The organism is Ruminococcus sp. AF31-8BH (genome assembly GCF_003460605.1).
Classification (GTDB): Bacteria; Bacillota; Clostridia; order Lachnospirales; family Lachnospiraceae; genus Blautia_A; species Blautia_A acetigignens.
In genome coordinates, this window is sequence record NZ_QTVN01000021.1 from 21529 (window position 1) to 44880 (window position 23352).

Annotated in this window: 22 protein-coding genes and 2 pseudogenes; 20 read left to right on the forward strand and 4 right to left on the reverse strand. The window is 42.3% G+C overall.

The genetic code is table 11. The annotated features are described in order from the left end of the window. The first annotated feature begins 32 nt into the window (after window positions 1-32). From DWZ38_RS19580 to DWZ38_RS19590, 3 genes are read left to right on the forward strand one after another with little or no spacing between them, the layout of a single operon-like run. Entirely contained in the window at window positions 33-1784 is a 1752-nt protein-coding gene (locus DWZ38_RS19580) for a serine/threonine-protein kinase (protein WP_117854823.1), read from the forward strand. Between the two features lie 14 nt (window positions 1785-1798). Further along, window positions 1799-2623: a protein phosphatase 2C domain-containing protein gene (locus tag DWZ38_RS19585; RefSeq protein WP_021924462.1), complete on the forward strand. Its 825-nt coding sequence runs from the start codon at window positions 1799-1801 to the stop codon at window positions 2621-2623. Then, window positions 2620-3858 carry a hypothetical protein gene (locus tag DWZ38_RS19590; protein ID WP_021924461.1) on the forward strand — a complete coding sequence of 413 codons (1239 nt, stop codon included), beginning with the start codon at window positions 2620-2622 and terminating at the stop codon, window positions 3856-3858. Before DWZ38_RS19585 ends, DWZ38_RS19590 begins: the two co-directional genes overlap by 4 nt. Before the next feature lie 191 nt (window positions 3859-4049). Here the strand turns inward: DWZ38_RS19590 and DWZ38_RS19595 are convergent, their stop codons facing one another. From DWZ38_RS19595 to DWZ38_RS23690, 3 genes and pseudogenes are all read right to left on the reverse strand, one after another. Then, window positions 4050-5246: a serine hydrolase gene (locus DWZ38_RS19595; RefSeq protein ID WP_021924460.1), complete on the reverse strand. Its 1197-nt coding sequence runs from the start codon at window positions 5244-5246 to the stop codon at window positions 4050-4052. Then, a complete protein-coding gene (locus DWZ38_RS19600) occupies window positions 5246-5971 on the reverse strand; it encodes an N-acetylmuramoyl-L-alanine amidase (RefSeq protein WP_243000408.1) in 726 nt (241 codons plus the stop codon). The genes DWZ38_RS19595 and DWZ38_RS19600 overlap by 1 nt, the downstream gene beginning before the upstream one ends. 163 nt (window positions 5972-6134) lie before the next feature. Then, window positions 6135-6389, reverse strand: a pseudogene (locus tag DWZ38_RS23690) (DUF6783 domain-containing protein). Between DWZ38_RS23690 and DWZ38_RS23695 the strand changes: the two are divergent. The 5 genes and pseudogenes from DWZ38_RS23695 to tuf form a co-directional block, all read left to right on the forward strand. Continuing rightward, window positions 6339-6452: pseudogene (locus tag DWZ38_RS23695) on the forward strand (DUF6783 domain-containing protein); the annotation flags it as partial. The pseudogenes DWZ38_RS23690 and DWZ38_RS23695 sit on opposite strands and share 51 nt — an antisense overlap. A 262-nt stretch (window positions 6453-6714) precedes the next feature. Then, entirely contained in the window at window positions 6715-7134 is a 420-nt protein-coding gene (gene rpsL, locus DWZ38_RS19605; RefSeq protein ID WP_117854826.1) for a 30S ribosomal protein S12, read from the forward strand. Between the two features lie 158 nt (window positions 7135-7292). Continuing rightward, entirely contained in the window at window positions 7293-7763 is a 471-nt protein-coding gene (gene rpsG, locus DWZ38_RS19610; RefSeq protein ID WP_207661336.1) for a 30S ribosomal protein S7, read from the forward strand. A gap of 17 nt (window positions 7764-7780) precedes the next feature. Next, complete coding sequence (gene fusA, locus DWZ38_RS19615; RefSeq protein WP_262579919.1) at window positions 7781-9904, forward strand: elongation factor G; 2124 nt, start codon at window positions 7781-7783, stop codon at window positions 9902-9904. A 155-nt stretch (window positions 9905-10059) separates the two neighbouring features. After that, window positions 10060-11253, forward strand: coding sequence for an elongation factor Tu (gene tuf, locus DWZ38_RS19620; RefSeq protein ID WP_117854831.1), 1194 nt, complete (start codon window positions 10060-10062; stop codon window positions 11251-11253). 258 nt (window positions 11254-11511) lie between these two features. Here tuf and DWZ38_RS19625 read toward each other — a convergent pair whose 3' ends face one another. Further along, a complete protein-coding gene (locus DWZ38_RS19625) occupies window positions 11512-11994 on the reverse strand; it encodes a helix-turn-helix transcriptional regulator (protein WP_015541737.1) in 483 nt (160 codons plus the stop codon). A gap of 232 nt (window positions 11995-12226) precedes the next feature. Here DWZ38_RS19625 and DWZ38_RS19630 point away from each other — a divergent pair, with 232 nt between their 5' ends. The 12 genes from DWZ38_RS19630 to DWZ38_RS19685 all read left to right on the forward strand — a co-directional run bounded on the left by DWZ38_RS19630 (window position 12227) and on the right by DWZ38_RS19685 (window position 23349). Next, window positions 12227-12421, forward strand: a complete 195-nt coding sequence (locus tag DWZ38_RS19630; RefSeq protein WP_055258613.1) for a hypothetical protein — start codon at window positions 12227-12229, stop codon at window positions 12419-12421. An 11-nt stretch (window positions 12422-12432) separates the two neighbouring features. Further along, entirely contained in the window at window positions 12433-13518 is a 1086-nt protein-coding gene (locus tag DWZ38_RS19635; RefSeq protein WP_055258611.1) for a site-specific integrase, read from the forward strand. 175 nt (window positions 13519-13693) lie between these two features. After that, complete coding sequence (locus tag DWZ38_RS19640) at window positions 13694-14764, forward strand: AAA family ATPase (RefSeq protein WP_081020991.1); 1071 nt, start codon at window positions 13694-13696, stop codon at window positions 14762-14764. Between the two features lie 67 nt (window positions 14765-14831). Then, window positions 14832-15071 carry a hypothetical protein gene (locus DWZ38_RS19645; protein ID WP_055258607.1) on the forward strand — a complete coding sequence of 80 codons (240 nt, stop codon included), beginning with the start codon at window positions 14832-14834 and terminating at the stop codon, window positions 15069-15071. A gap of 174 nt (window positions 15072-15245) precedes the next feature. Beyond that, on the forward strand, window positions 15246-15473 hold the full coding sequence (locus tag DWZ38_RS19650; RefSeq protein ID WP_055258605.1) for a DUF5348 domain-containing protein: 228 nt from the start codon (window positions 15246-15248) through the stop codon (window positions 15471-15473). 235 nt (window positions 15474-15708) lie between these two features. Continuing rightward, entirely contained in the window at window positions 15709-17127 is a 1419-nt protein-coding gene (locus DWZ38_RS19655) for a plasmid recombination protein (RefSeq protein ID WP_117854834.1), read from the forward strand. A 4-nt stretch (window positions 17128-17131) separates the two neighbouring features. Beyond that, entirely contained in the window at window positions 17132-17506 is a 375-nt protein-coding gene (locus DWZ38_RS19660; RefSeq protein ID WP_055258600.1) for a TnpV protein, read from the forward strand. 132 nt (window positions 17507-17638) lie between these two features. Continuing rightward, complete coding sequence (locus DWZ38_RS19665; protein WP_055056227.1) at window positions 17639-17962, forward strand: PadR family transcriptional regulator; 324 nt, start codon at window positions 17639-17641, stop codon at window positions 17960-17962. After that, complete coding sequence (locus DWZ38_RS19670) at window positions 17959-18546, forward strand: DUF2812 domain-containing protein (RefSeq protein WP_055056226.1); 588 nt, start codon at window positions 17959-17961, stop codon at window positions 18544-18546. The genes DWZ38_RS19665 and DWZ38_RS19670 overlap by 4 nt, the downstream gene beginning before the upstream one ends. 220 nt (window positions 18547-18766) lie before the next feature. Next, the gene (locus DWZ38_RS19675; RefSeq protein ID WP_117767285.1) at window positions 18767-19822 is read left to right on the forward strand and encodes a helix-turn-helix transcriptional regulator; all 1056 of its coding nucleotides are present in this window, start codon (window positions 18767-18769) and stop codon (window positions 19820-19822) included. 837 nt (window positions 19823-20659) lie between these two features. Beyond that, the gene (locus tag DWZ38_RS19680) at window positions 20660-21640 is read left to right on the forward strand and encodes a hypothetical protein (RefSeq protein ID WP_117854836.1); all 981 of its coding nucleotides are present in this window, start codon (window positions 20660-20662) and stop codon (window positions 21638-21640) included. 98 nt (window positions 21641-21738) lie between these two features. Further along, window positions 21739-23349, forward strand: coding sequence for a hypothetical protein (locus DWZ38_RS19685; RefSeq protein ID WP_021924510.1), 1611 nt, complete (start codon window positions 21739-21741; stop codon window positions 23347-23349). Window positions 23350-23352: the final 3 nt, after the last annotated feature.

A 23352-nucleotide genomic window follows, 5' to 3' on the forward strand; every position in this document is an offset into this window, starting at 1 on the left:
TCGACTTTCTTTTTGGGAAAGGAGGGGCTTGTATGGAGAAAGGGGTTCCGGTTTCTGTCTGGCCAGAGTGGCAGCTTGTAGAGAAAATAGGGGAAGGCTCTTTTGGGAAAGTATATAAGGCGCAGCGGACAGAGCGTGGACGCACTTTTTATTCGGCCATTAAGATTATATCGATTCCCGGTAATAAGGGAGAGCTTGACAGCGTAAGATCAGAGATGAATGATGAGCAGTCTACCAGAGAATATTTTCGAAACCTGGTGGAGGACTGCGTTCAGGAAATATATACGATGGAGCATTTCTGCGGAAATTCCCATATTGTATCCTTTGAAGATTTTAAAGTGGTGGAATATCTGGACGAGATCGGCTGGGATATTTACATCCGAATGGAATATCTGACCAGTTTTATGGATTACTGCACAGGCAAGGAGCTTACTGAGAAAGAGGTAATGAAACTTGGCTGTGATCTTAGCATGGCATTAATTTACTGCCGGAAGCTGAATATTATTCACAGGGATGTAAAGCCGGAGAATATTTTTGTATCCAGATTCGGTGACTTTAAGCTGGGAGATTTTGGAATTGCCAGAGAGCAGGCGCACACAGTGGGGAATATGTCCAAGAAGGGTACCTACTCCTACATGGCACCTGAGATTTATAAAGGTGAGAAATACGACAGCAGCATTGATATCTATTCCCTTGGAATCGTGCTATATAAGCTGATGAACCAGAACAGGCTTCCGTTTCTGTCTCTGGATAAGCAGCTGATTACCTATCGGGATAAGGAGAATGCACTGGCACGGCGCATGGCCGGGGAGAAGATGCCGGCACCATCCCGGGCAAGCGCTGCCTTTTCCCATATTATACTGAAGGCATGTGCCTATGATCCACAGAAGCGTTACCGGAAACCGGAGGATATGCTTCAGGATCTGGAAAGCCTGCGGATCGCACCTGTGAATGCAGCCAAGGAGTGGGAACGCTCCCAGTGGCAGCTGGCTGATGCCCGTGATATAGAGCAGCGGCACCAGAAGAATTATGTGGTGGAAGAACCAGGTGCTGAGAAAATGGAACGGACCCAGGTGGCAGAAGAACCGCAGATTGAGAAAGCCATCCGTCAGGAAGAAGAGAAGGAGAAAAAGAACTCCAGGGACGCAAAGGAGCCGAAGCCATCCAAAAGCCTTCGCAAAGAAGACAGATCAGAGGCAGCTTCCAGACAGAAGCGGCAGGCACCGCAGCAGGAGAGAAGGATTTCTCCATGGACCATTTCCATTGCGGTTGTGGTGCTGGCAGCATGCATTATTGTTGGCGTTTATGTGAAGCTGATTCATGACGAGGACCGGAAGGCACAGAACACCAACATGGTTATGGAAGTGCTGGAAGCCAATGACAACAGCACGGCTCAGATCGATGATTTTTCCACAGCAATCCAGACCATTAAGGAACAGGCGAATACCATTGTGGAGGAACTGGCCGATTGTAAGGAAGTGGGCAAGGAAGGCGACCGACTTCGCTACTATGACAGCAACGGCAAACTTATAAAAGCACTGATCTATCCGGAAACTTCTGAGGACGGTGTTTATGAGGAATATTATTACTGGGATGAGAGACTGTTTTTTGCATACATATGGACCGGCAATAAAAAAGAACTTTATTATTATGATAAGCGCGGCAAGATGATCCGCTGGATCGATACGGACGGCGTTGTCCATGACAAGGAAAATGACAGTACAGAGTATACCAAGCGCGGAGAGAAATACTGGAAAAATGCTCTGGAACAGCTGGATGAATAGCGAAGAGGAATCATATGACATACCGTATTAATTATGCTTATACCTGCCATGCGGGGAAAGTGCGATCAAATAATGAAGATAATTTCTGGTGCTGTGGGGAGATTCTTCCGTCCCAGAATCTGGGAATGCAGGAAGTGCGCGGCGGTGAGCGGCTTCGGGAGAGCTTTCCGGTGCTGATCGTTTTCGATGGAATGGGAGGAGAGAGCCAGGGCGAGATGGCAGCTTATCTGGCGTCCCAGGAATTCGGGAAATACTATGGACAAAATAAGGGGAAGCTGCGCAGACAGCCGGAGAATTTTCTTCTGGAGGCCTGCCAGATTATGAATCAGGCAGTGTGCAGCTACAGCGCAAGCAACCGGATCAATGCCATGGGAACGACCATGGCGATGATCGTGTTTGCCAGGAAGTCTGTCTATATCTGTAATCTTGGGGACAGCCGGATCTATCAGCAGAGCCAGGGGCAGATCCGGCAGATTTCCAGTGATCATGTTCTGAGAAGCTATATGTTTGGGAAAGCTCCTCTGACCCAGTTTCTGGGAGTGGAGGAAAGCGAGATGAAGCTGGAACCTTCTGTAAAGGCTCTGGAATATCAGGAGGGAGACCGTTATCTTCTCTGTTCAGACGGGGTGACCGATATGCTTTCGGATAAGGAAATCGAAACGGCTATGGCTTCCGGCGAATCTGTTGGAGACACGGTGCAGATTCTTATGGATCAGGTTCTGGAGAAAGGCGCCAGAGACAATACCACGATCATTCTCTGTGAAATCCAGCGTGAGAATCATCCGCTCAGAGCCTGGCTGCGCCAGAACAAAAAAGAAAATGAAGGTGATGTATTATGAAAAATCGTATGCAGGATCTTGATTTCGAACAGACTGTGGCATTTGACGCAGTGAAAGATTTTGAATTTACCAGAAGGGCGGCGCAAAGGTTCCGGCAGGTGGTGAGCCTGGAGAGCTTTGAAGATGAAGATGCAGAAGTGATCTTCCATTATCTCTACAAGGAGATGGAGCTGGTTTCCTTTGGAGATCATCTGAAGAGATATATTTATGAGCGTGCAGGCCTTGAGGAGCCTTACGGGGAAGTGCCCCAGGAGATATACAGGGATATTGCGGTGGAATCCTTTAAGGAAACTTATACGCCCAAGTCCATGAACCCTACTTCTACCAAGCTTCCGGCACTGGTGAATAACTGGCTGACCCAGGCTTCTGTGAAGAGAGAGACGGTTTTTCTTCTGGGCTTTGGGCTTCGCATGAGTGCAGAGGATGTATCGGATTTCCTTACCAGAGTGCTCAAGGAGCAGGATTTTGATTTTCACAATCCGGAGGAGGTAATCTACTGGTACTGCTACAGCAGGCAGCTTCCCTACAGCAAGGCAGAAGAGTACAAAGATCGCTATAAGACCATAGAGCCAGCAGCTCATAATGATATTGTGGCAGAAGCGATGAGCGGGAAGTTTATCATTGATACAGAGAAGAAGCTTCTTCAATATCTAGCATGCCTGAAAGCCGGATGGGACGATCCTATGAACGAGAAGAGTCAGGCTTTCCAGGAATTTCAGCGGCTTTTGCAGCGCGCAAAGGAAATTATTGCAGCCATGTACCAGAAGGATGAGGAGGAGAAGGGACGGAATAAGATCTGGAAAGCAGAGAATATCACGCCCTCTGATCTTGAGAAGGTAATCTGCAATGGTATTCCTATCAACCGTATGGGAAACCTGAAGAAAATGTCTGCTTCCATTCTGGCCAAGCATTTCAGTCAGAAGCGTTTCAGCAGGCAGAGAATTACCAATATTCTGAACCACAAATTCCCGGTGGAGCGTTTTGACCTTCTCACAATCGAATTCTTTATTGTGTCCCAGGAGATGGAGGATGACGATCCCTATGACCGTTACCATCATTTTATAGAAGAAGCCCAGGGCATTCTGAAGAAATGCGGAATGAGTGAGATTTATATTGTGAATCCGTATGAGTGCTTTTTGCTGATGTGTCTGCTTACAGACTGTCCGCTGGCAGTGTTCTCCGAGATATGGGAGAAATCCTATGAAGAGGGAGAAGATGAGGGGAAAGCGGAGTAAGGGGACGCAGCGGTCAACGGCTAAAAAATAAGATGAGTCAATATAAAAAGAACCATGAAACTGTGCTGTCTCAAAAGCTTAGAATTTTGAGGACGGTTTACATTGTATCATGGTTCTTTTTATATTGCGATGGATGAAAAATCAGACACTTTTTGAAAAATCTTTCATGTTTTCATGTTAAGCATTGCGTCTCAGCCATTATAAGTCAGATAAATGGTTCTGCTTAACTGGGCGATGGTACTTTGCGCGGCAGCAGTATCGGTAAGATTCTCTGAAAGAAAACAGATTACAAGGTCATTGCCGGAATTGGTATCATAGAGGATTCCGGCATCATTTTCCACATTGGAAAGCTCGCCGGTTTTGTTGGCAACCTTTACGCCTTCCGGAAGGTCTGCCGGAATCTTGTTGCTGCGCTGCTGCTGTTTCAGAAGTGCATACATGTCCTCTGCGTGTGCCAGAATCGGATCACTGGAGGTATCTGCACAGCTCTGATAGATTTTCTTCAGGAATTTTCCGCAGTCGTAAGCGGAAGTGTAGTTATCCCCGAACTCGTTGCTGGCAAGAAGAAGCCGGCCCATGGAGGTGCTGTTATATCCATGTTCTGTACAGAAGCTGTTGACTTTCTCCATACCTGCACTGCTGTCACCGCCGCCAAGGCAGGACACCAGGCTGTTGGCAGCGTCATTGTCGCTGACGGTGATCATAGGCAGCAGATATCCATCAATGGTCTGCGCCCCGTACTGCTGGGTCAGGCTGTCGTAATTTTCATATACAGCACCCATAATGTAAAGCTTGATCAGACTTGCCGCCTGCATGGAAAAATCATTGATGGTGCCTTCTGACCCGCCGGACAGGTCACAGATGTAGACGCTCCAGGAGCCATTGGAGACGGGCAGTGCCAAACGGATCTGTGCAAGGAGGTCTTCCATGGTCTGGTCCGCTTTATTGTCAAAAACAGAATTGCCCTGCGATGGGGAAATGGCGCCGTCTTCGGCATTGGCTTCAGGTGTATTAGCATGTGCTTCTGACGGCTGGGAACTGTCATCTGGCGCAGGTTCCGGCTGATCGGCAGACGGATCCTGGCTGGCATCTGCCTGCTCCGGAGCCTGTGTCACTGGCATAGGGCCGGCGCTTTCTCTTTCCGAAAAGCCTTCCGGTGAATCAGAAGCATCCGCAATATCTCCGGAAGTAAATCCGTCATCAGCCTCTGCATCGCCAGAGGTGAACCCATCTTCCTCCCTGGCACTGGCGGTCTGGATTTCTGTCTGCGTGCTGGTGGAAACATTTTGCTGGCGAACGGTGAAATAAATAATTAATAAAATAAGGATTACAGCAATCGCGCTGAGAAGCATCAGCAAATAAGAAGAAGCTGGCCGTTTCTTTTTCATCAGTTTTCTACATCCTTTCCGACGGATTCAAAATAAGAATCGATACCGTCTGCAATTCCTGTGACCATGGTATCCTGAAAATCAGGATCGCTCATCTGAAGGTCATCATGTTCGTTTGTCATAAATCCCATTTCCAGAATGGTGACTGGGATGGTGCTCCAGTTGATTCCGGTCATATTATCTGCATAGGTAACTCCCCGGTTGTCAAATTCAGTTGCCTGGCAGTAGGAGTCCAGAACACACTGGGAAAGCAGATTGGACTGTTCATAGAGGGAAGCAACATAAGGGTTGGCAGAAGAGGGAGAAATGGTAAGGGCACCGGAGGCAGCAGAAGAATCAGCCCCGTTGGCATGGATCCGCACACAGATTTCCGCGCCCTGCTCAGCGGCATATTCTGCACGCTCTTTATTGCTGATCGCTGTGTCGTTATCTCTTCTGGTAAGCACAACGATGTAGCCGCGGTCTGTAAGCTCCTGTTCCAGCTTCAGGGAAACGTCCAGATTCAGCTGGTATTCTCCAAGCCCGGTGAAAGCCCCCTGGGTACCCGTGGAAGCCTTCGCCTTCATTTCTGTGGAGCCAGGTCCGAGAGGCTCTAAGGCGCTCATATCTACATTCGGTCCTTGATGCCCGGGATCAATTGCCACAGTGTGACTGTCCGTCTGGGAAAGCTGCTGGTCTGTTTCGGCAGTTTCGGCGCAAACGGTATGTATAGAACCTGGAATCATGCCCCATAATAGAGAAGAGAGCAAAAAAGAAGTTTTTATAAGATGCTTATGATAAGGTTTTACAAAATGCAAAGACATAGCATGTCCCCTTTCCGAGTATTTGCAGAATACCAAACTGTCAGGTTTTATTGGTGATACTGCAGTTGGGAAATCTTTTTACTTATTATAATAACGCATAAATAGGAATGCAATGTAAAGTTTGGTTTCTGTGAAAGGGGATGGGTTTGAAAAATGTTTTTTCGAAAGCACATTTTAATAAGAAGAAAGCAGTACGTATTAAAACTTTACCGCAATAACTAGAGCGTGTTTGAAAAATCATTCCCGCGATCTGCACGCCCCACTTTGCGGTATATTTTGCCCGAATTCAGTTGCCGTAGCCCGCTACGGCGCCCTCATCCGGACAAAATCTCCCACAAATTGTGACGCACATCTTGCAGAAAGCCTTTTTCAAACACGCTCTAGCACAACGAAAATTAAGTAACCGCCATATTGACTTGCCTGATTTTTCATATGCCGCGTTGCCGTCAGTCGCCGTAGCCAACGCTACGCCGCCATCCTCCGCCTTGCATATGAAAAAATAAGGAAAAATTGCAGAAAAACACCTTGACAGAGATATGCAGACAGGATATAATCAAAAAGCGTGCGAAATAAGGCATTTTTTTCCGCGCTTACTAAGATAATAGCAACCGCAAGGAAACCCCATAGAAGAATCTATGGAGAAATAAATCGGGAGGTGAAATGGAATGCCAACATTCAACCAGTTAGTAAGAAAAGGACGCCAGACAGCTGTTAAGAAATCTACAGCTCCGGCTCTGCAGAGAACTTATAACTCTTTAAGAAAGAAAGCAGTTGAGCAGTCTGCACCACAGAAACGTGGCGTTTGCACAGCTGTTAAAACAGCTACTCCTAAGAAGCCTAACTCAGCTCTTAGAAAGATCGCCAGAGTTCGTCTTTCCAACGGAATCGAAGTAACAAGCTACATCCCAGGAGAAGGTCACAACCTTCAGGAGCATAGCGTTGTTCTGATCCGTGGAGGAAGGGTTAAGGACTTACCTGGTACAAGATACCACATCATCAGAGGTACTCTTGATACTGCAGGTGTTGCTAACAGAAAACAGGCCCGTTCTAAATACGGCGCTAAGAGACCGAAAGTTAAGAAATAATCCATCCGTATTACTGCGGAGACTATAGAGATTTGTACGGTATTCCATATACCCTGTCGGTTGCGGGTTAAATATAGGACCATTACCAGTGCGAACATGCAATAGTTTACTGCGTGAGTACCGATGAGATAATCAGAATGATTAAGGAGGGAAGTAACGTGCCACGTAAAGGACATACTCAGAAAAGAGACGTTCTGGCAGACCCGATGTACAACAATAAAGTTGTTACAAAGCTTATCAACAACATTATGTTAGATGGTAAGAAGGGTGTAGCTCAGAAGATTGTTTACGGAGCATTTGCCAGAATGGAAGAGAAGACTGGCAAACCAGCTATTGAAGTATTTGAGGAGGCTATGAACAACATCATGCCTCAGCTTGAAGTTAAAGCAAGACGTATCGGTGGAGCTACTTATCAGGTTCCGATCGAGGTAAGAGCTGACAGACGTCAGGCTCTGGCTCTTCGCTGGATCACCATGTTCTCCCGCAAGAGAGGCGAGAAGACCATGGAAGAGAAACTGGCTAACGAGCTTATGGATGCAGCCAATAACACCGGAGCATCTGTAAAGAGGAAAGAAGACATGCACAAGATGGCTGAAGCAAATAAAGCATTTGCTCACTATCGCTTCTAATCAAGGAGGAAAATCCATTGGCTGGAAAAGAAGGTAGAGAATACCCGCTCGAGAGAACCAGAAACATTGGTATTATGGCTCATATCGACGCTGGTAAGACAACTCTTACAGAACGAATTCTGTACTATACAGGTGTCAACTACAAGATTGGTGATACACATGAAGGTACTGCTACCATGGACTGGATGGAGCAGGAGCAGGAGCGTGGTATCACAATCACATCCGCTGCTACAACATGTCACTGGACCCTGGAAGAGAACTGCAAACCAAAAGCAGGCGCTCTTGAGCATCGTATCAACATCATTGATACCCCAGGCCACGTAGACTTTACTGTTGAGGTTGAGCGTTCCCTTCGTGTACTGGATGGCGCTGTCGGCGTATTCTGTGCAAAGGGTGGTGTTGAGCCACAGTCTGAGAACGTTTGGCGTCAGGCTGATACCTACAATGTACCTCGTATGGCATTCATCAACAAGATGGACATCCTTGGTGCAAACTTCTACGGTGCAGTAGAGCAGATCAAGACTCGTCTTGGTAAAAACGCAATCTGCCTGCAGCTCCCAATCGGAAAAGAAGATGACTTCAAGGGAATCATCGACTTATTCGAAATGAAAGCTTACATCTACAATGACGAGAAGGGCGATGATATCACTATCACCGATATCCCGGAAGACATGAAAGAGGATGCTGAGCTTTATCATACAGAACTGATCGAGAAGATCTGTGAGCTGGACGACGATCTCATGATGGAATATCTTGAGGGAGAAGAGCCAAGCACAGACAGACTGAAAGCAGCCCTGAGAAAAGGTACATGCGAGTGTACAGCTGTTCCGGTATGCTGCGGTTCTGCATATAGAAACAAAGGTGTTCAGAAGCTTCTGGACGCTATCCTGGAGTACATGCCTGCTCCAACAGATATCCCGCCAATCGATGGTGTTGACATGGATGGAAACCCGACCGTGAGACATTCTTCTGATGAAGAGCCGTTCTCCGCTTTGGCATTCAAGATCATGACAGACCCATTCGTTGGAAAACTTGCATATTTCCGTGTATATTCAGGAACAATGAATTCCGGATCATATGTATATAACTCTACAAAGGGCAAAAAAGAGCGTGTTGGCCGTATCCTTCAGATGCATGCTAACAAGCGTATGGAACTGGATAAGGTTTACTCCGGTGATATCGCTGCCGCTATCGGATTCAAATTCACCACAACTGGTGATACAATCTGTGATGAGCAGCATCCGGTAATCCTTGAGTCCATGGAGTTCCCGGAACCAGTTATCGAGCTGGCTATCGAGCCTAAGACAAAAGCAGGACAGGGCAAACTGGGTGAGGCTCTTGCAAAACTTGCAGAAGAGGACCCGACCTTCCGTGCACATACAGATCAGGAAACAGGACAGACCATTATCGCTGGTATGGGTGAGCTTCACCTTGAGATCATCGTTGACCGTCTTCTTCGTGAGTTCCACGTAGAGGCTAACGTTGGTGCTCCTCAGGTAGCTTACAAAGAGACCATCACCAAACCTGTTGATGTAGACAGCAAGTATGCAAAACAGTCTGGTGGTCGTGGACAGTATGGTCACTGTAAAGTTAAATTCGAGCCTATGGATGCCAACGGCGAAGAACTGTACAAGTTCGAGTCTACTGTTGTCGGCGGTGCTATTCCGAAGGAATATATCCCGGCTGTAGGAGAAGGTATCGAAGAGGCTATGAAGGCTGGTATCCTTGGAGGATATCCGGTTGTTGGTGTACATGCAAATGTATACGATGGATCTTATCATGAAGTCGATTCTTCTGAGATGGCATTCCACATTGCAGGTTCTCTTGCATTCAAGGATGCTATGCAGAAGGCTGCTCCAATCCTTCTTGAGCCTATCATGAAGGTTGAGGTTACCACACCAGAGGATTACATGGGTGATGTTATCGGTGATATCAACTCCCGTCGTGGTCGTATCGAAGGTATGGATGATATCGGCGGCGGTAAGATGATCCGTGGATTTGTTCCGCTTTCCGAGATGTTCGGATATGCAACAGATCTTCGTTCCAGAACTCAGGGACGTGGTAACTACTCCATGTTCTTTGAGAAATACGAGCCAGTTCCGAAGAGTGTTCAGGAGAAAGTTCTGGCAAAGAAAGACTGATTTGGTTTTAAGCTGAATTAGGGTTTCGCATAAAATAATAAAAAGCTTGCAAATATCCTTGATTTGCAATATAATCAAGGATAGCAAGTTTAAAACCGATATGGCGCTCTATTTTAATAGAGAATGAGCCAACTAATCAAGGAGGACATTTTAAAATGGCAAAGGCTAAGTTTGAGAGAACAAAACCACATTGTAACATTGGTACCATCGGACACGTTGACCATGGTAAAACTACTTTAACAGCTGCTATCACAAAAGTACTTTCTGAGAGAGTTGCTGGTAACGTAGCTACAGATTTCGCTAACATCGATAAAGCTCCAGAGGAAAGAGAGCGTGGTATCACAATTTCTACAGCACACGTTGAGTATGAGACAGAGCATAGACACTATGCACACGTTGACTGCCCAGGCCATGCTGACTACGTTAAGAACATGATTACTGGTGCAGCTCAGATGGATGGTGCTATCCTTGTTGTTGCTGCTACAGATGGTGTTATGGCTCAGACAAAAGAGCACATCCTTCTTTCCCGTCAGGTAGGTGTTCCTTACATCGTTGTATTCATGAACAAATGTGATATGGTTGACGATGACGAGCTCCTTGAGCTGGTTGAGATGGAGATTCGTGAGCTTCTTTCCGAGTATGACTTCCCAGGAGATGACATCCCGGTTATCAGAGGTTCCGCTCTTAAAGCTCTTGAAGACCCGAGCAGCGAGTGGGGCGACAAGATCATGGAGCTTATGGATGCAGTTGATAGCTACATTCCGGACCCACAGCGTGACACAGATAAACCATTCGTTATGCCTGTAGAGGATGTATTCTCTATCACAGGACGTGGAACAGTTGCTACTGGTAGAGTAGAGGCTGGTGTTCTTCACGTATCTGACGAAGTTGAGATCGTTGGTATCAAAGAAGAGACTCGTAAAGTTGTTGTAACTGGTATCGAGATGTTCCGTAAACTTCTTGATGAGGCTCAGGCTGGTGATAACATCGGAGCACTTCTTCGTGGTGTTCAGAGAAACGAGATCGAGCGTGGACAGGTTCTTGCTAAACCAGGAACAATCACATGCCATACAAAATTCACAGCTCAGGTTTACGTTCTGACTAAAGACGAGGGTGGCCGTCATACACCATTCTTCAACAACTATCGTCCACAGTTCTACTTCAGAACAACAGACGTAACAGGTGTTATCAACCTTCCAGAAGGAACAGAGATGTGCATGCCTGGAGATAACATCGAGATGACAATCGAACTGATCCACCCAATCGCTATGAGCCAGGGTCTTACTTTCGCTATCCGTGAAGGTGGACGTACTGTAGGATCAGGACGTGTTGCTACAATCATCGAGTAATACAATCTGAAAATAGATTTGTTATCGCAAGATAACTTGTGTCCAAACGTAAGATACCCCAGAAACCTTGTGTTTCTGGGGTTTTTCTGTACTCTAAGAAAAGAATTGTTTGTAAAATTATCAGATTAGAAACAGTGAAACGTTTATCAGAAAGATGAAATACGGATAAATTTAAAATTGAAAAATCAGTCTAGCGGTGCCAAAACGGTGCCAAAAAGAAACTCCTGCGAATATTTGCTATTCACAGGAGTAATTTTTTTACCAGCCTTTGATCTGTTTGATCTGTTCAGCACGTTCCGGATCACGATGATATTGCAGTTTCAGACGGATCGTTTCCACAACTTCCTGTCTGGCTTCATCATCAAGCTGATAGAACGATGTGAGCAGATTATCTACATCAGGCATACTGTTCTTACCGAAAAGATACATCAACGGGTACATAGAATTTTTTAAATAAGTCTTTACACGGCTTGCGTCTAATGCTCCGTTCAAACCGTCTGGAAGTGTAGGATAAATCTCTTCTTCCTTAATTGTGCCAGAAAATGGACTGGCAGAACATATCTCATTCACATCAATTTGTAATTCATTTGCAAGTCTTAAAGCAAAATCAAATCGAATATTGGAATCTTTTTGAATAATTGAATATAAGGTTGTGGCACTGATTCCGGTTGCCTTTGCAATTTTACGGACATTTGTGCCTTTTTCATCAAGATATTTCTTTAAATTTTTACCGTCACCCATAGAATCCTCCTTTTTCATATATTGCAAAATTACGAAAAACATAAATCTATAGAATATCATAGCACAGACCTGGAATAAAATAAAGAGAAAATAATATACGAAGTTCGTAAAAATATGTTTACGAAATATTGACAATGAAATAAATACATGATATTATCAAGTTACGAAAATCGTACAGATATAGAAATACAGTAAACGTATTCTGTATCTGGAGAGGAAAGGAGGATGCAGTATGGCAAGCTACAATTATATGATGAGTGCTGATGAAGTGGCACAGGAATTAAACTGCTCAAAATCTTATGCTTATAAACTGGTGAAAGCTATGAATAAGGAACTGGCTGCACAGGGATATATTACGATGGCTGGAAGAATACCAAAGGCGTTTTGGGCAAAAAAGATGTATGGCTATGAAATAGCAGGAAATTAAGGAGGATTAATATGGCTTACAGAGAAAAAGACACAAAAAAATGGACAGCCCAGTGGTTTGAGACAAATGTTATGGGTGAGAAGAAAAAACGCAGAAAGCGTGGATTTGAAACAAAGCGAGAAGCATTGGAGTTTGAACGAAGTAAAAAGTTGAGCACTGAGCGAAGTATGGATATGAAACTGAGCGATTTTATTGAGATTTATTTTTCAGACAAACAGAATGACCTAAAAGATCGAACAATCAAAAATAAAAGATATATGATGCAACAGCATATCGTTCCATACTTTGGAAATCAGATGATGAGTGAGATCAAGGCTTCACAGATTATTCAGTGGCAGAATGAAATTCAGAAAAAAGGATATTCAGATTCTTATCTGAGAATGATTCAGAATCAGTTGACCAGTCTGTTTACACATGCAGCTAAAATATATGATTTGCCAGTTAATCCATGCAAGAAAGTGAAACGAATGGGAAATTCGGATTCGAGAAGTTTGAACTTCTGGACACTGGACGAGTACAAACAGTTTATACAGACAATGGAGCCGGGAACAAGATATTATCTTATATTTGAGATGCTGTTCTGGACTGGGTGCAGGATTGGGGAGCTGCTTGCGATTACAAAAGCTGATATCAATTTTGAAAAGAATCAGCTTAGTATCAATAAGACTTATTACCGAACAGGAATGCAGGATATTATCACAGAACCAAAAACAAAACAGTCCTTTCGAACAATCGAAATTCCAGAATTTTTGAAAGAGGAAATTAAGGAATTTGTAGATGGTCACTACGGAATGCCGGATACAGAAAGATTGTTTCCAGTTGTTCAGGAAGCGGTACAGCATAAGATGAAACGGCAGATTGAACTGGCAGGAGTAAAGAAAATCCGAGTGCATGATCTCAGACACAGTCATGTGGCTTATCTCATTGAGAAAGGTGTAGAACCGTTACTGATCCGGGACAGATTGGGTCATAAAGATATTCGTATCACATTGAATACTTATGGACATCTTTATCCAAATCAGCAGAGGAAGATTGCAAATCTGCTGGATAATGAAAATGCAGTTACCGGATTGGGAGAAGAAAGAGATGAATGTTGAAAAGGCAAAAGAAAAAGCCCAGATAAATAATCTGAGCAAGTTCTCTGATAATCAGATTAACTGATATACCATCTTGGCAGATTCAGTATATCACGAATCGAGAAATACGACAATTCCCGAATATCTGTTCATCAGAGACTTGCCCGGAAGGGCAGGAGGAGATGATGGAATGAATATGAATGAAAAAAACAAAATTAAGAATTGCAGAATAGAACCAAAACTGAAACTGATCAATATGGATTCAGTAGAGGTGGAACAGGTAGAATGGCTGCTTTATCCGTTTATTCCTTATGGAAAAGTGACCATTATACAGGGAGATCCAGGAGAAGGAAAGACAACAATGGTACTTCAGATTATTGCAAAACTGACCAGAGGAGAGCCGATTCTTCCTGTTACTGATACAACAAAAGAAAAACGAAGTGATGAAGTCGGTAGTGAGAATGAAGATCTAGATGCCAAAGATAATATTCAGGAACAGTCTTCTATGTCACCTGTAAATGTGATTTATCAGACAGCGGAAGATGGTCTAGGAGATACTATCAAACCCAGATTACTTGCTGCAGGTGCAGATTGTTCGAGGGTGCTGGTGATTGATGACAGTGACCAGCCACTGACAATGGCAGATGCCAGATTAGAAGAAGCAATCGTGCAGACAAAAGCCAAAATGGTTGTTCTTGATCCGATTCAGGGATTCCTGGGAGCAGAGGTAGACATGCACAGGGCAAATGAGATCAGGCCATTGATGAAGCGTGTCGCAGTGCTGGCAGAAAAATATCACTGTGCAGTCATTTTAATCGGTCATATGAACAAAAACAGTAACGGCAAATCTTCTTATCGAGGACTTGGCTCCATTGATTTTCAGGCTGCTGCAAGAAGTGTCCTGATTGTCGGGCGAGTGAAAGATGAACCAGAAGTAAGAGTGGTATGTCATACGAAGAGTTCTCTTGCACCGGAAGGAACGTCCATTGCATTCAGACTGGATAAGAATAATGGCTTTGAATGGATTGGAGAATATGATATCAGTGCCGATGAACTTCTTAATGGAGACGGCAGAGGGCAGAAAAGTCGGAAAGCAAAAGAATTTCTCCTTGAAATACTGGCAAATGGAGGAATGACTCAAAAGAAAATTGCAGAAGAAGCCGAAACCAGAGGAATAAAAAGTAAAACGTTATGGAATGCCAAACGGGAACTTGAAATTGATTCTGTAAAACGTGGAAAGCAATGGTATTGGATGCTGCCAGAATAAAAATGGAAGATGGCAAGATTACCATTTCTTAAGAAGAGGGAATCTTGCCACCTTGAAAGGAGAACAGATGCAAAATAAAAATGTACAGATTCCATACGAGTTATTTTTTCAACTCCTGCAATATTTTTTGATGGATAACTACGATGGCGAAGAAATAATCCGGTTGGGATTGGAGAAAAAACTGGATGCAATGGTGAATCGTGAAGTGTATAGCAAATCCAAAACAGCACCAACGGAAGAAGAAAGGGAAAAGTTCCGGCAGGAATATCTGGACAGACGGGGAATACCGGAGAACTTTCGATGGTAAAGGTTCTTTCTGACTACTTTATTACAGGAGCGTGTCACGCACCTGTAGATAGCAGACAAGTAGAAAGCTGGTAAGATGTAGCCGGGAGTTTGTTGGTGGAGAAGAGAATTTTCAAAAGGGAGCCCTGATTCAGGGCGTCCCTGCGGAAACGCTAAATGAAAGGAGAATGGCATAATGCGAGAAGGAAGATTAGGATATAACAGTTATAACAAAAGATATGGATTATTATCATCAGATCTATGGATTGATACAGGATTTCACTGTGGAGAATGCCTGGAAGTGTTGCTTGATGATGAATGGGTTCAGACTAGAATGGAAATGAATCCTGCAAGAGAATGGTATCTTGTAGGAACACCGTATTGTGGTGATCTGGAATATATCCGGGCAAGGATACCGGGATAATTCAGCCATACAAGTAACGCAGGAGTGAACCGACCAACGGGAGGAATAGCCCCCGGCAGGGCGCAAGGGTACTTTTGATGGACGGTACGGCTGTCGAAAGTGCTTTTGCGTTACTTTTGACAAAAGTAACAAAACCGCCGTATCCGGCGAAAGTTTCTTAATATCGCTATTACTGGCGTGAATAAAAATTATGTGCCATATCTAGCACTTGATTAGAAAAGAGGTGAGAAACATTATGATAAAACGAACAATTAGCGGTATGATTGGGAAAGGTTCTCTGGCTCATAACAGGAGAGAGTTTTTCGCAGAGAATGTAGACCCAGACAGAGTACAATTAAATATTTGTTACCAGAATGAAAATCTGAAAGAAGTTTACAAAGAGTTATTTGATGATGCTGTGGAGAGATACAATACCGGGAAAAGAAAAGACCGGAAGATTACAAATTACTATGAAAAAATCCGGCAGGGAAAACAGGAAAAGTTGTTCCATGAAGTGATTTTCCAGATTGGAAACCGAGAAGATATGGCTGTTGGAACAGAAGCAGGAAATCTGGCTGTAAACGTACTGGATGAGTATGTAAAAGATTTCCAGAAACGGAATCCGACACTTCGGGTATTTAGTTGCTATTTGCATCAGGATGAGGCTACTCCACATCTTCATATTGACTTTATTCCTTATGTGACGGGCTGGAAAGGAAAAGGAATGGATACCAGAGTTTCGCTGAAACAGGCATTAAAAGGTCTTGGATTTCAAGGTGGAAATAAGCATGATACGGAGCTGAATCAGTGGATAAATCATGAAAAAGAAGTACTGGCAGAGATTGCAAGGCAGTATGGAATTGAATGGGAACAGAAAGGTACTCATGAGGAACATCTGGATGTCTATAACTTCAAGAAAAAAGAACGGAAAAAGGAAGTACAGGAATTGGAGCAGGAAAAAGAGCATCTAACTGCTGAAAAAGAAGAATTAACAGCACAAATTGCAGAATCCAGAGCAGATATCCAGAATTTAAAAGACGATAAGGAACAGGCAATCAAGGCGAAGCAAGAAGCAGAACAAAAGGCAGGGAGCGCAGAAAAAGAACTAAAAAGCCTGGAAGATCGCAGAGAACAGCTACAACCGATTATGGATAGTGTGAGCAAAGAAATCAAAGAATATGGAACAGTTAAAATGTTACTGCCGGAGGCGGGCACGCTAGAACGGGCAGTAACCTATCGAGACAAAAAAATTAAACCACTGTTTCTTCAAATAAAGAATAAGGTTGCTGTAATGGCGGCTCAGGTTAAAGAACTCACGAAAGAGGTGGAAGGGTGGAAGAAAAAATATCAAAAGGTGAAACAGAAATATAATGCTATTCAGAGAGAACTGGATGATATACGTAAAGACAATCAGAAATTGTCAGAAGAAAAAGATATATTACAAGGTGTTTCTGATAGGTATGATCGTGTTGTGCGTGTTCTTGGAATAGAAACTGTAGATACAGCAGTACAGCAGGATATTCAAAACGAGAAAGTCCTGGAAGAAAAGCGACGGATGGAGCAAATGCCGAAGGGAAATATTCATGAAAGATTGGCATGGGGAATGAAAAAAAGCGAGATGGAGAATCAGCAGCGTAAGAAAACTAAATCAAAAAACAGAGAAATGGAGAGATAAGATTATGGAAACACACATTTATGATGAAAAGAACGGATTAAGCTATACTTTGCATGGAGATTATTATTTGCCGAATTTGGTATTGAATGAAGAAAAACCGATATATGGGAAATATGGAATGCTGCGAAAACAGTTTCTGAAGGAACACAGATTAGCAAAATATCAATATTTGTTGTTGACTGGAAAGCTGACGGAACACCTGAATCAGATTGATCAGGAAAGCAGAGAACAGGTGGAAATGCTTATGGAACAGATGGCAGAAAAACAGGGTGTAACTGAAGAATTAAAGGTACAGAACCAGACGAAGTGGGTTAGGCTGATGAATAATATAAAAGCCAGTGCAGAAGAAATGGTGTTGAGAGAAATACTTTATATATAAGTATTGGTTGTAAAGGACTGAACAGGAAAAGTATAATACTATCCGGCTTATTAAGATTTATTTCACATCTCTTGATTTTTATTACGGTTACTGATATAGTTATTACAGTAACCGTAATAAGGAGGGGATGCTATGAGGGATAATGTGAAAAGTGGTGCACTCACAGAAGTGACATTCTATATTTTGCTTTCACTCTATTCACCTAAACACGGATATGCTGTCATGCAGTTCATTGAAGAAAAAACAGGTGGGCGGCTTTCATTGGGAGCAGGCACTTTATATGGTGCATTAAATTCAATGCAGGAAAAGGGATGGATTGAGCTTTTCGGAGATAGTGAAGGTAGAAAAAAAGAGTATCTTATCACTGTAAAAGGAAAGGAGATAGCTGAAAAAGAACTTATCAGACTTCGTGAACTTGTAGGTATTGCAAGCGGAATTGTAGGAGGTACATTATGAGCAAAAAGTGTTATCGTTTTTTTGGCGGGCTATTGACGGTACAGAAAAACTGGCTGAATAAGATGGCTGAAAAAGGTTATCGCCTTATTCGAACGGGAAAATTACTCTATGAATTTGAAAAATGTAAGCCAGGTCAAGTTCAATATTGCGTGGAGTTTATAGGACAAAAATCAAAAGCTAATGCTGAAGATTACCATGATTTCTTGGAAGAAATGGGATATTCCGTATTCTATAAAAATATCAATCTTAATTATTCTGTTGGTAAAGTTCGCTGGCGTCCGTGGGCTGAAATTGGCGGTCGTATTGCAACAAACACTACAACATTTAACAGGGAATTGCTGATTGTAGAAAAAGAAAATGATGGAAAACCTTTTGAACTTCATACGTCCTATGAAGATAGGGCAAATTATTACAGTAATTTGCGAAATCCCTGGCTTTTATTAATGCTTATGCTCGTGGCATTTGCTACCGTAAATCGGTCTGTTATTTTAGGCATAGTTGCTGTGATTTTTCTAATCCCTGTCATTATATACCAGTTGCAAATTATGAAAAATAGGCATGAAGCGAAGATGAAGGAGTGGTGATTCAGGATAACAAGGTTGGTTTAGCTGATGCAATGTAATGCACTGTCGTTTGAGGGTTAGTAGCCCGTTCTTAAATTTGTGGGCAGTTTGTTGCTGATGATATAAATATTAGAGAAAATTAATTGAAAGTTAAAAAAAGAAAGTAATAAGTAAACAAAGGCTCAATTGTAAACATGTATTGGGAACGCTATAATGGAAATAAGGACAGGAGGTGCGAACAATGCGTATTGGTGAGCAGATAAAAAACTATCGAAAAACTGAGGGATTAACACAAGAACAGGTGGCAAATTATCTGGGTGTTTCTACTCCTGCGGTAAATAAATGGGAAAAGGGAAATACATATCCGGATATCTCATTACTTCCAGCTTTGGCACGATTATTGAAAATTGATATGAATGAATTGTTTTCGTTTCGTGAAGAATTGACCGAAAAAGAGATTGGACAATTTGTGAATGAACTTTCGGAAGTTTCATTGGACAGCTTTACAGAGGCTTTCGAGATGGCATCTCGTAAAATACAGGAGTATCCTCATTGCGACTTATTAATATATACGATCGCAACCGTTCTGAACGGATCTTTGACTTTGTCAGATCTTAATGGCGAAGAACGAATGGAATATAATGCAGCTATTATTGAGTGGCTGGAACGAACAGCAGACAGTCAGGATGAAAGAGTGAGAAATTCAAGCGTTTTTATACTTGCAACAAAATATGTCCAAATGGAGAAATATGAAGAAGCAAATGCCCTTTTGAAAAAAATTCCTGATACTGTAATTGATGCAACGATTATGAAAACAAGTGTATTAGCACATCAGGAAGGAACAGACACTGCTGCGTTATTCCTGGAAGGGAAACTGCTACAGGCAGTTGTCAATATTCAAAGCTACTTGTATAAGTTAATTGAAATGGAAGAAGAAACAGGAAATCATGATAAAGCAGAGAGAATTGCTGAGATTACAGATCACATGATATCGTTGTTTGGACTATGGAATTACGGCAACACAGTGCCATATCTGCTGATTGCTGGATATCGAAAAGATGTAGAAAAATGTGTTCAGTTAATTAAGCAATTATTAAGTGAATCACAGAAGCCTTGGAATATGACACAATCCCCTTTGTATTACAGGTATGAAGATACTGCACAGGGAAAAGCCTTTTCGGGAGTTGGAAAAAATTTTGTTCGTGAATTGTATTCGGAAATTGAAAATAAGAAAGAGTATGAATTCTTGAGAGGGAATAAGGAACTCGAATTAATTTTTGAGGAACACTTGAAATAGGTTGTAAAAATGTATGGAAATAGATATAGTTGAGAAAGAAGAAAATTTTTGACATTTCCACAGATGCGTGCTAATATGATTATAGAAAAAGAGTGCTACCGATAGACGGTTAGTCCGTTTTACTATTTAGAATATCATCAAAGATAACCGCTTAGTTTACCAGACCAGGGCGGTTATTTTTGTGGTTTATGATTATCTTTGCCTAATGTATATCCGATACTAAAGCAGGTTAAGCCGAAGCTCACTACTGCTATGAAGTCAATAATACTCATTGGCTTAGCCCTCCTTTCCAATGGATTCCTTTACAGGTTTCTATGTAATCAGAGGGTCACAGTCCCTCTGGAGAAGGACTAACCGCCTACCGTTATGGTAGCACCCATGTTTCGATTATAACAGTTAAAAATTACCGGTGCAATATAAAGTTGGTAGAGAAGTATCTAGTATCTACAGAAGAAAATCGGTTTGAGTATTCTCCGGTGCCAAAACGGTGCCAAGAAATCAGGCAAATCAAAATAGGTGGTGCAATTCAGCCGTTTTTCACTGTATTTTGGAGAGAAAACCATAAAAAATATGAGGTAAAACGGGATTAAAGTATCGTGAAGGTGGACGTACTGTTGGATCAGGACGTGTTGCTACAGTTATCGAATAATTTTAGCATAACATCTTAATTATATAAATAGAGTACCGCAAGGTACATGTGTCCAAACGTAAGATACCCCGGAACCGTAAGGTTTCCGGGGTTTTTCTGTTATAAGTAAAAATTATTATAGAAAAATACACACATCTATGATAAGATACCTATAAGAACATACATTTGTATTCGGAGGAGTTCCCTCTATGAAACGAATTTCCTTAGAAGCTCTTCTTCGCACTATGCAGGATCAGTCCTATCAGGAGCAATACGAATATATTCGGAAGCTGCTTGAAGAAGAAAAAATAAAGCCCGTGAAAGCATCCAGGACCAATGGGAAAAAGCCTGCACTTTATCGGGAATATTGGATTCTGGAAGAGAAGAAGGATTACAGCGAGTATATAGAGGAAATAAAATATAATTTTTCTACAAGGATTTCAGTAGATTATTATCTTACACATCCAGATGTTTATGAAACAGATCGACCATGGGTGCTTCTGTTGAATGAGTACCTGAAAGAACATAAGGACGCTTTGAAGACCGCAGAGTCACTGAATGAGAGAAGCTTTGAAATCTGGAGCAGAGAGAAATTCCTGGACAGGGAGCAAGGGAAGAAAATACTGAATCGATGCGGACTGGGCTTAGAATTTTTGAATATCTATCGGACGACAGAACCGTTGGCATATTACACTCATACAAGAAATACCCCGCAGAATCTCCTGATTTTGGAAAACAAAGATCCTTTTTTCAGTATGCGAAGCCATTTATTGAGCGGGCATACTGAAATTTTTAATATGGAAGTGGGAACACTCATTTATGGGGCAGGCAAAGGTATTCTCCGTTCCTTCCAGGATTTTGACCTGTGTGCGGAACCCTATATGACAGATTCTGGAAATAAGATTTTTTACTTTGGTGATCTGGACTATGAGGGAATTGGAATATATGAGAATCTGGTAGAACGATTTCAGGACAGATGGGAAATCAAGCCCTTTATTCCTGCATATGAAGCAATGCTGAACAAGGCAGACCGCCTGGAAAATTTGCCAGAGACCAAAGAACATCAGAACCGAAATATTACTTCCATATTCTTTTCCTATTTCAGCAACACTACTGTGGAAAAAATGCAGGCAGTTTTACAGAATGAAAGGTATGTTCCACAGGAAATTCTAAACAGAGCAGACTTTTAGAAAATCAGATAAGCTAATATCTAATATGGCAAAAGGCAGCAACGCAAAATATAGAATAAATTACGAAGCATATCTACCAATGCTGAAGGAGGCAGTCTTTGCAGTACGAATTCCTCAAAAATTTTCCAAGACGAATGAAAAATGTGGGACTGTATGCGGTGCTCATTCAGAACAGCGCTCAGAAAATGTCCTGGAAACAGTTTGGCTTTTCAAAATTTGATGAACAGCTGAATCTTATTTTTGCTGTTATGCTTTACATTATGGAGCAGTCCCTGAAAGAAGAAAATTGTACCATGGATGATATCGGGGCATATATTGATACCCTTAATACCAGATATCTGCAAAAGCAAATCACCTACGAGGACTGCAGGAAGCTGGGGGATTTTATTGTCAACGTCATTCTGTCCAACGAAGGCCGTGCCATGTATTTTGACGGGTACGATTTCGAGCAGAATGCCTATCATATTATGCATGTCAGTTATGTGGCGAACCGTATTGTTTATCTTGATCAGGAGGTTCGCAGAACGTCCTATTATCTTACCGATGACGGGTATAATCTTATACTTTCCACCCTTGAAATTGAAAATAATATGAAGCTTACCATTCACGAAATGATCTTTCAGATGCATCTGGAAAAGCAGAGCTACGACAAGGCTGTGGATGAGATAAAAAATGTATTTAACCTGATGCGGATCCAGCTTCAGAAGATTCAGGAAGCTATGGGAAAAATCAGAAGAAATGCATTGAATTACTCCGTAAAGGATTACGAAGAAATCCTTTTGGAAAATCTGGATACTATCAGCGACACCAAAGAAAAATTTCAGAAATACCGGGAATTGGTTCGAAGCCGGGTAAAAAATCTGGAAGAAGAAAATATTAATGTTCGTCGTCTGGGAGAAAAGGAAGAGGAAAATCTGGAGAATCTTCGTATCATAGAAGGATACCTGAACCGCACCATCGATGAACACCAGAAAATTCTCAGCAGTCATTTTGACCTGAAGGCTCTTTATACCAAAGAACTGGAATTATTGTCTCAGGTATCGCTGATCCAGAGATTTTCTTTCCGAAACGATTTTTATGATAAGGTTCTGGAAAAACCAGCGTCTCTTGGAAATCTGGAATATTTTTTGCGGCCTTTATTTAATCAGGAGCCAGAGAAAATTTATAATCTGAATAAGGCGTTGTTATATCAGAAACCCAGTGTACGAAATGAGGAAGAAGATACAGAAGAAATTCTGGATTTTGATGAAGAAGCATACCAGAAAGAACAGGAAAAAAAGCGAAAGGAAAAACTGAAATGTTATGAAAACAGCCTGGGATTTCTTATAGAACAGACGGTTGAAACAGGAGAAATTTCTCTTTTAGAAATACAAAGCAGGCAGGAAAACCTAAACCAGCTCATTCCAAATGTAGAAATTTTTAAGGAAATTATGGTAGAACTGATTCGAAATAAAGAAATTGATATGGACGCCCTGAAAAGAGAACGAAGTGAATTTATTCAGGATCAGACATCTGATTTTCAGCTCAATGAAATGCTTCTGCAGCTTTGTGAAGGAAAATTTTCACAGCAGAAAATAAGAAAAATAGAAGTATACAGAATTGAAGACGGAAATACCGTTATTTTTGATAATGTGTTGACTGAAGGTGGAGAAAGGAAGAGCATCCGCTGTTCCAATATCCTTGTCCGAATCTTAAGAAATGAGGAATAGCCC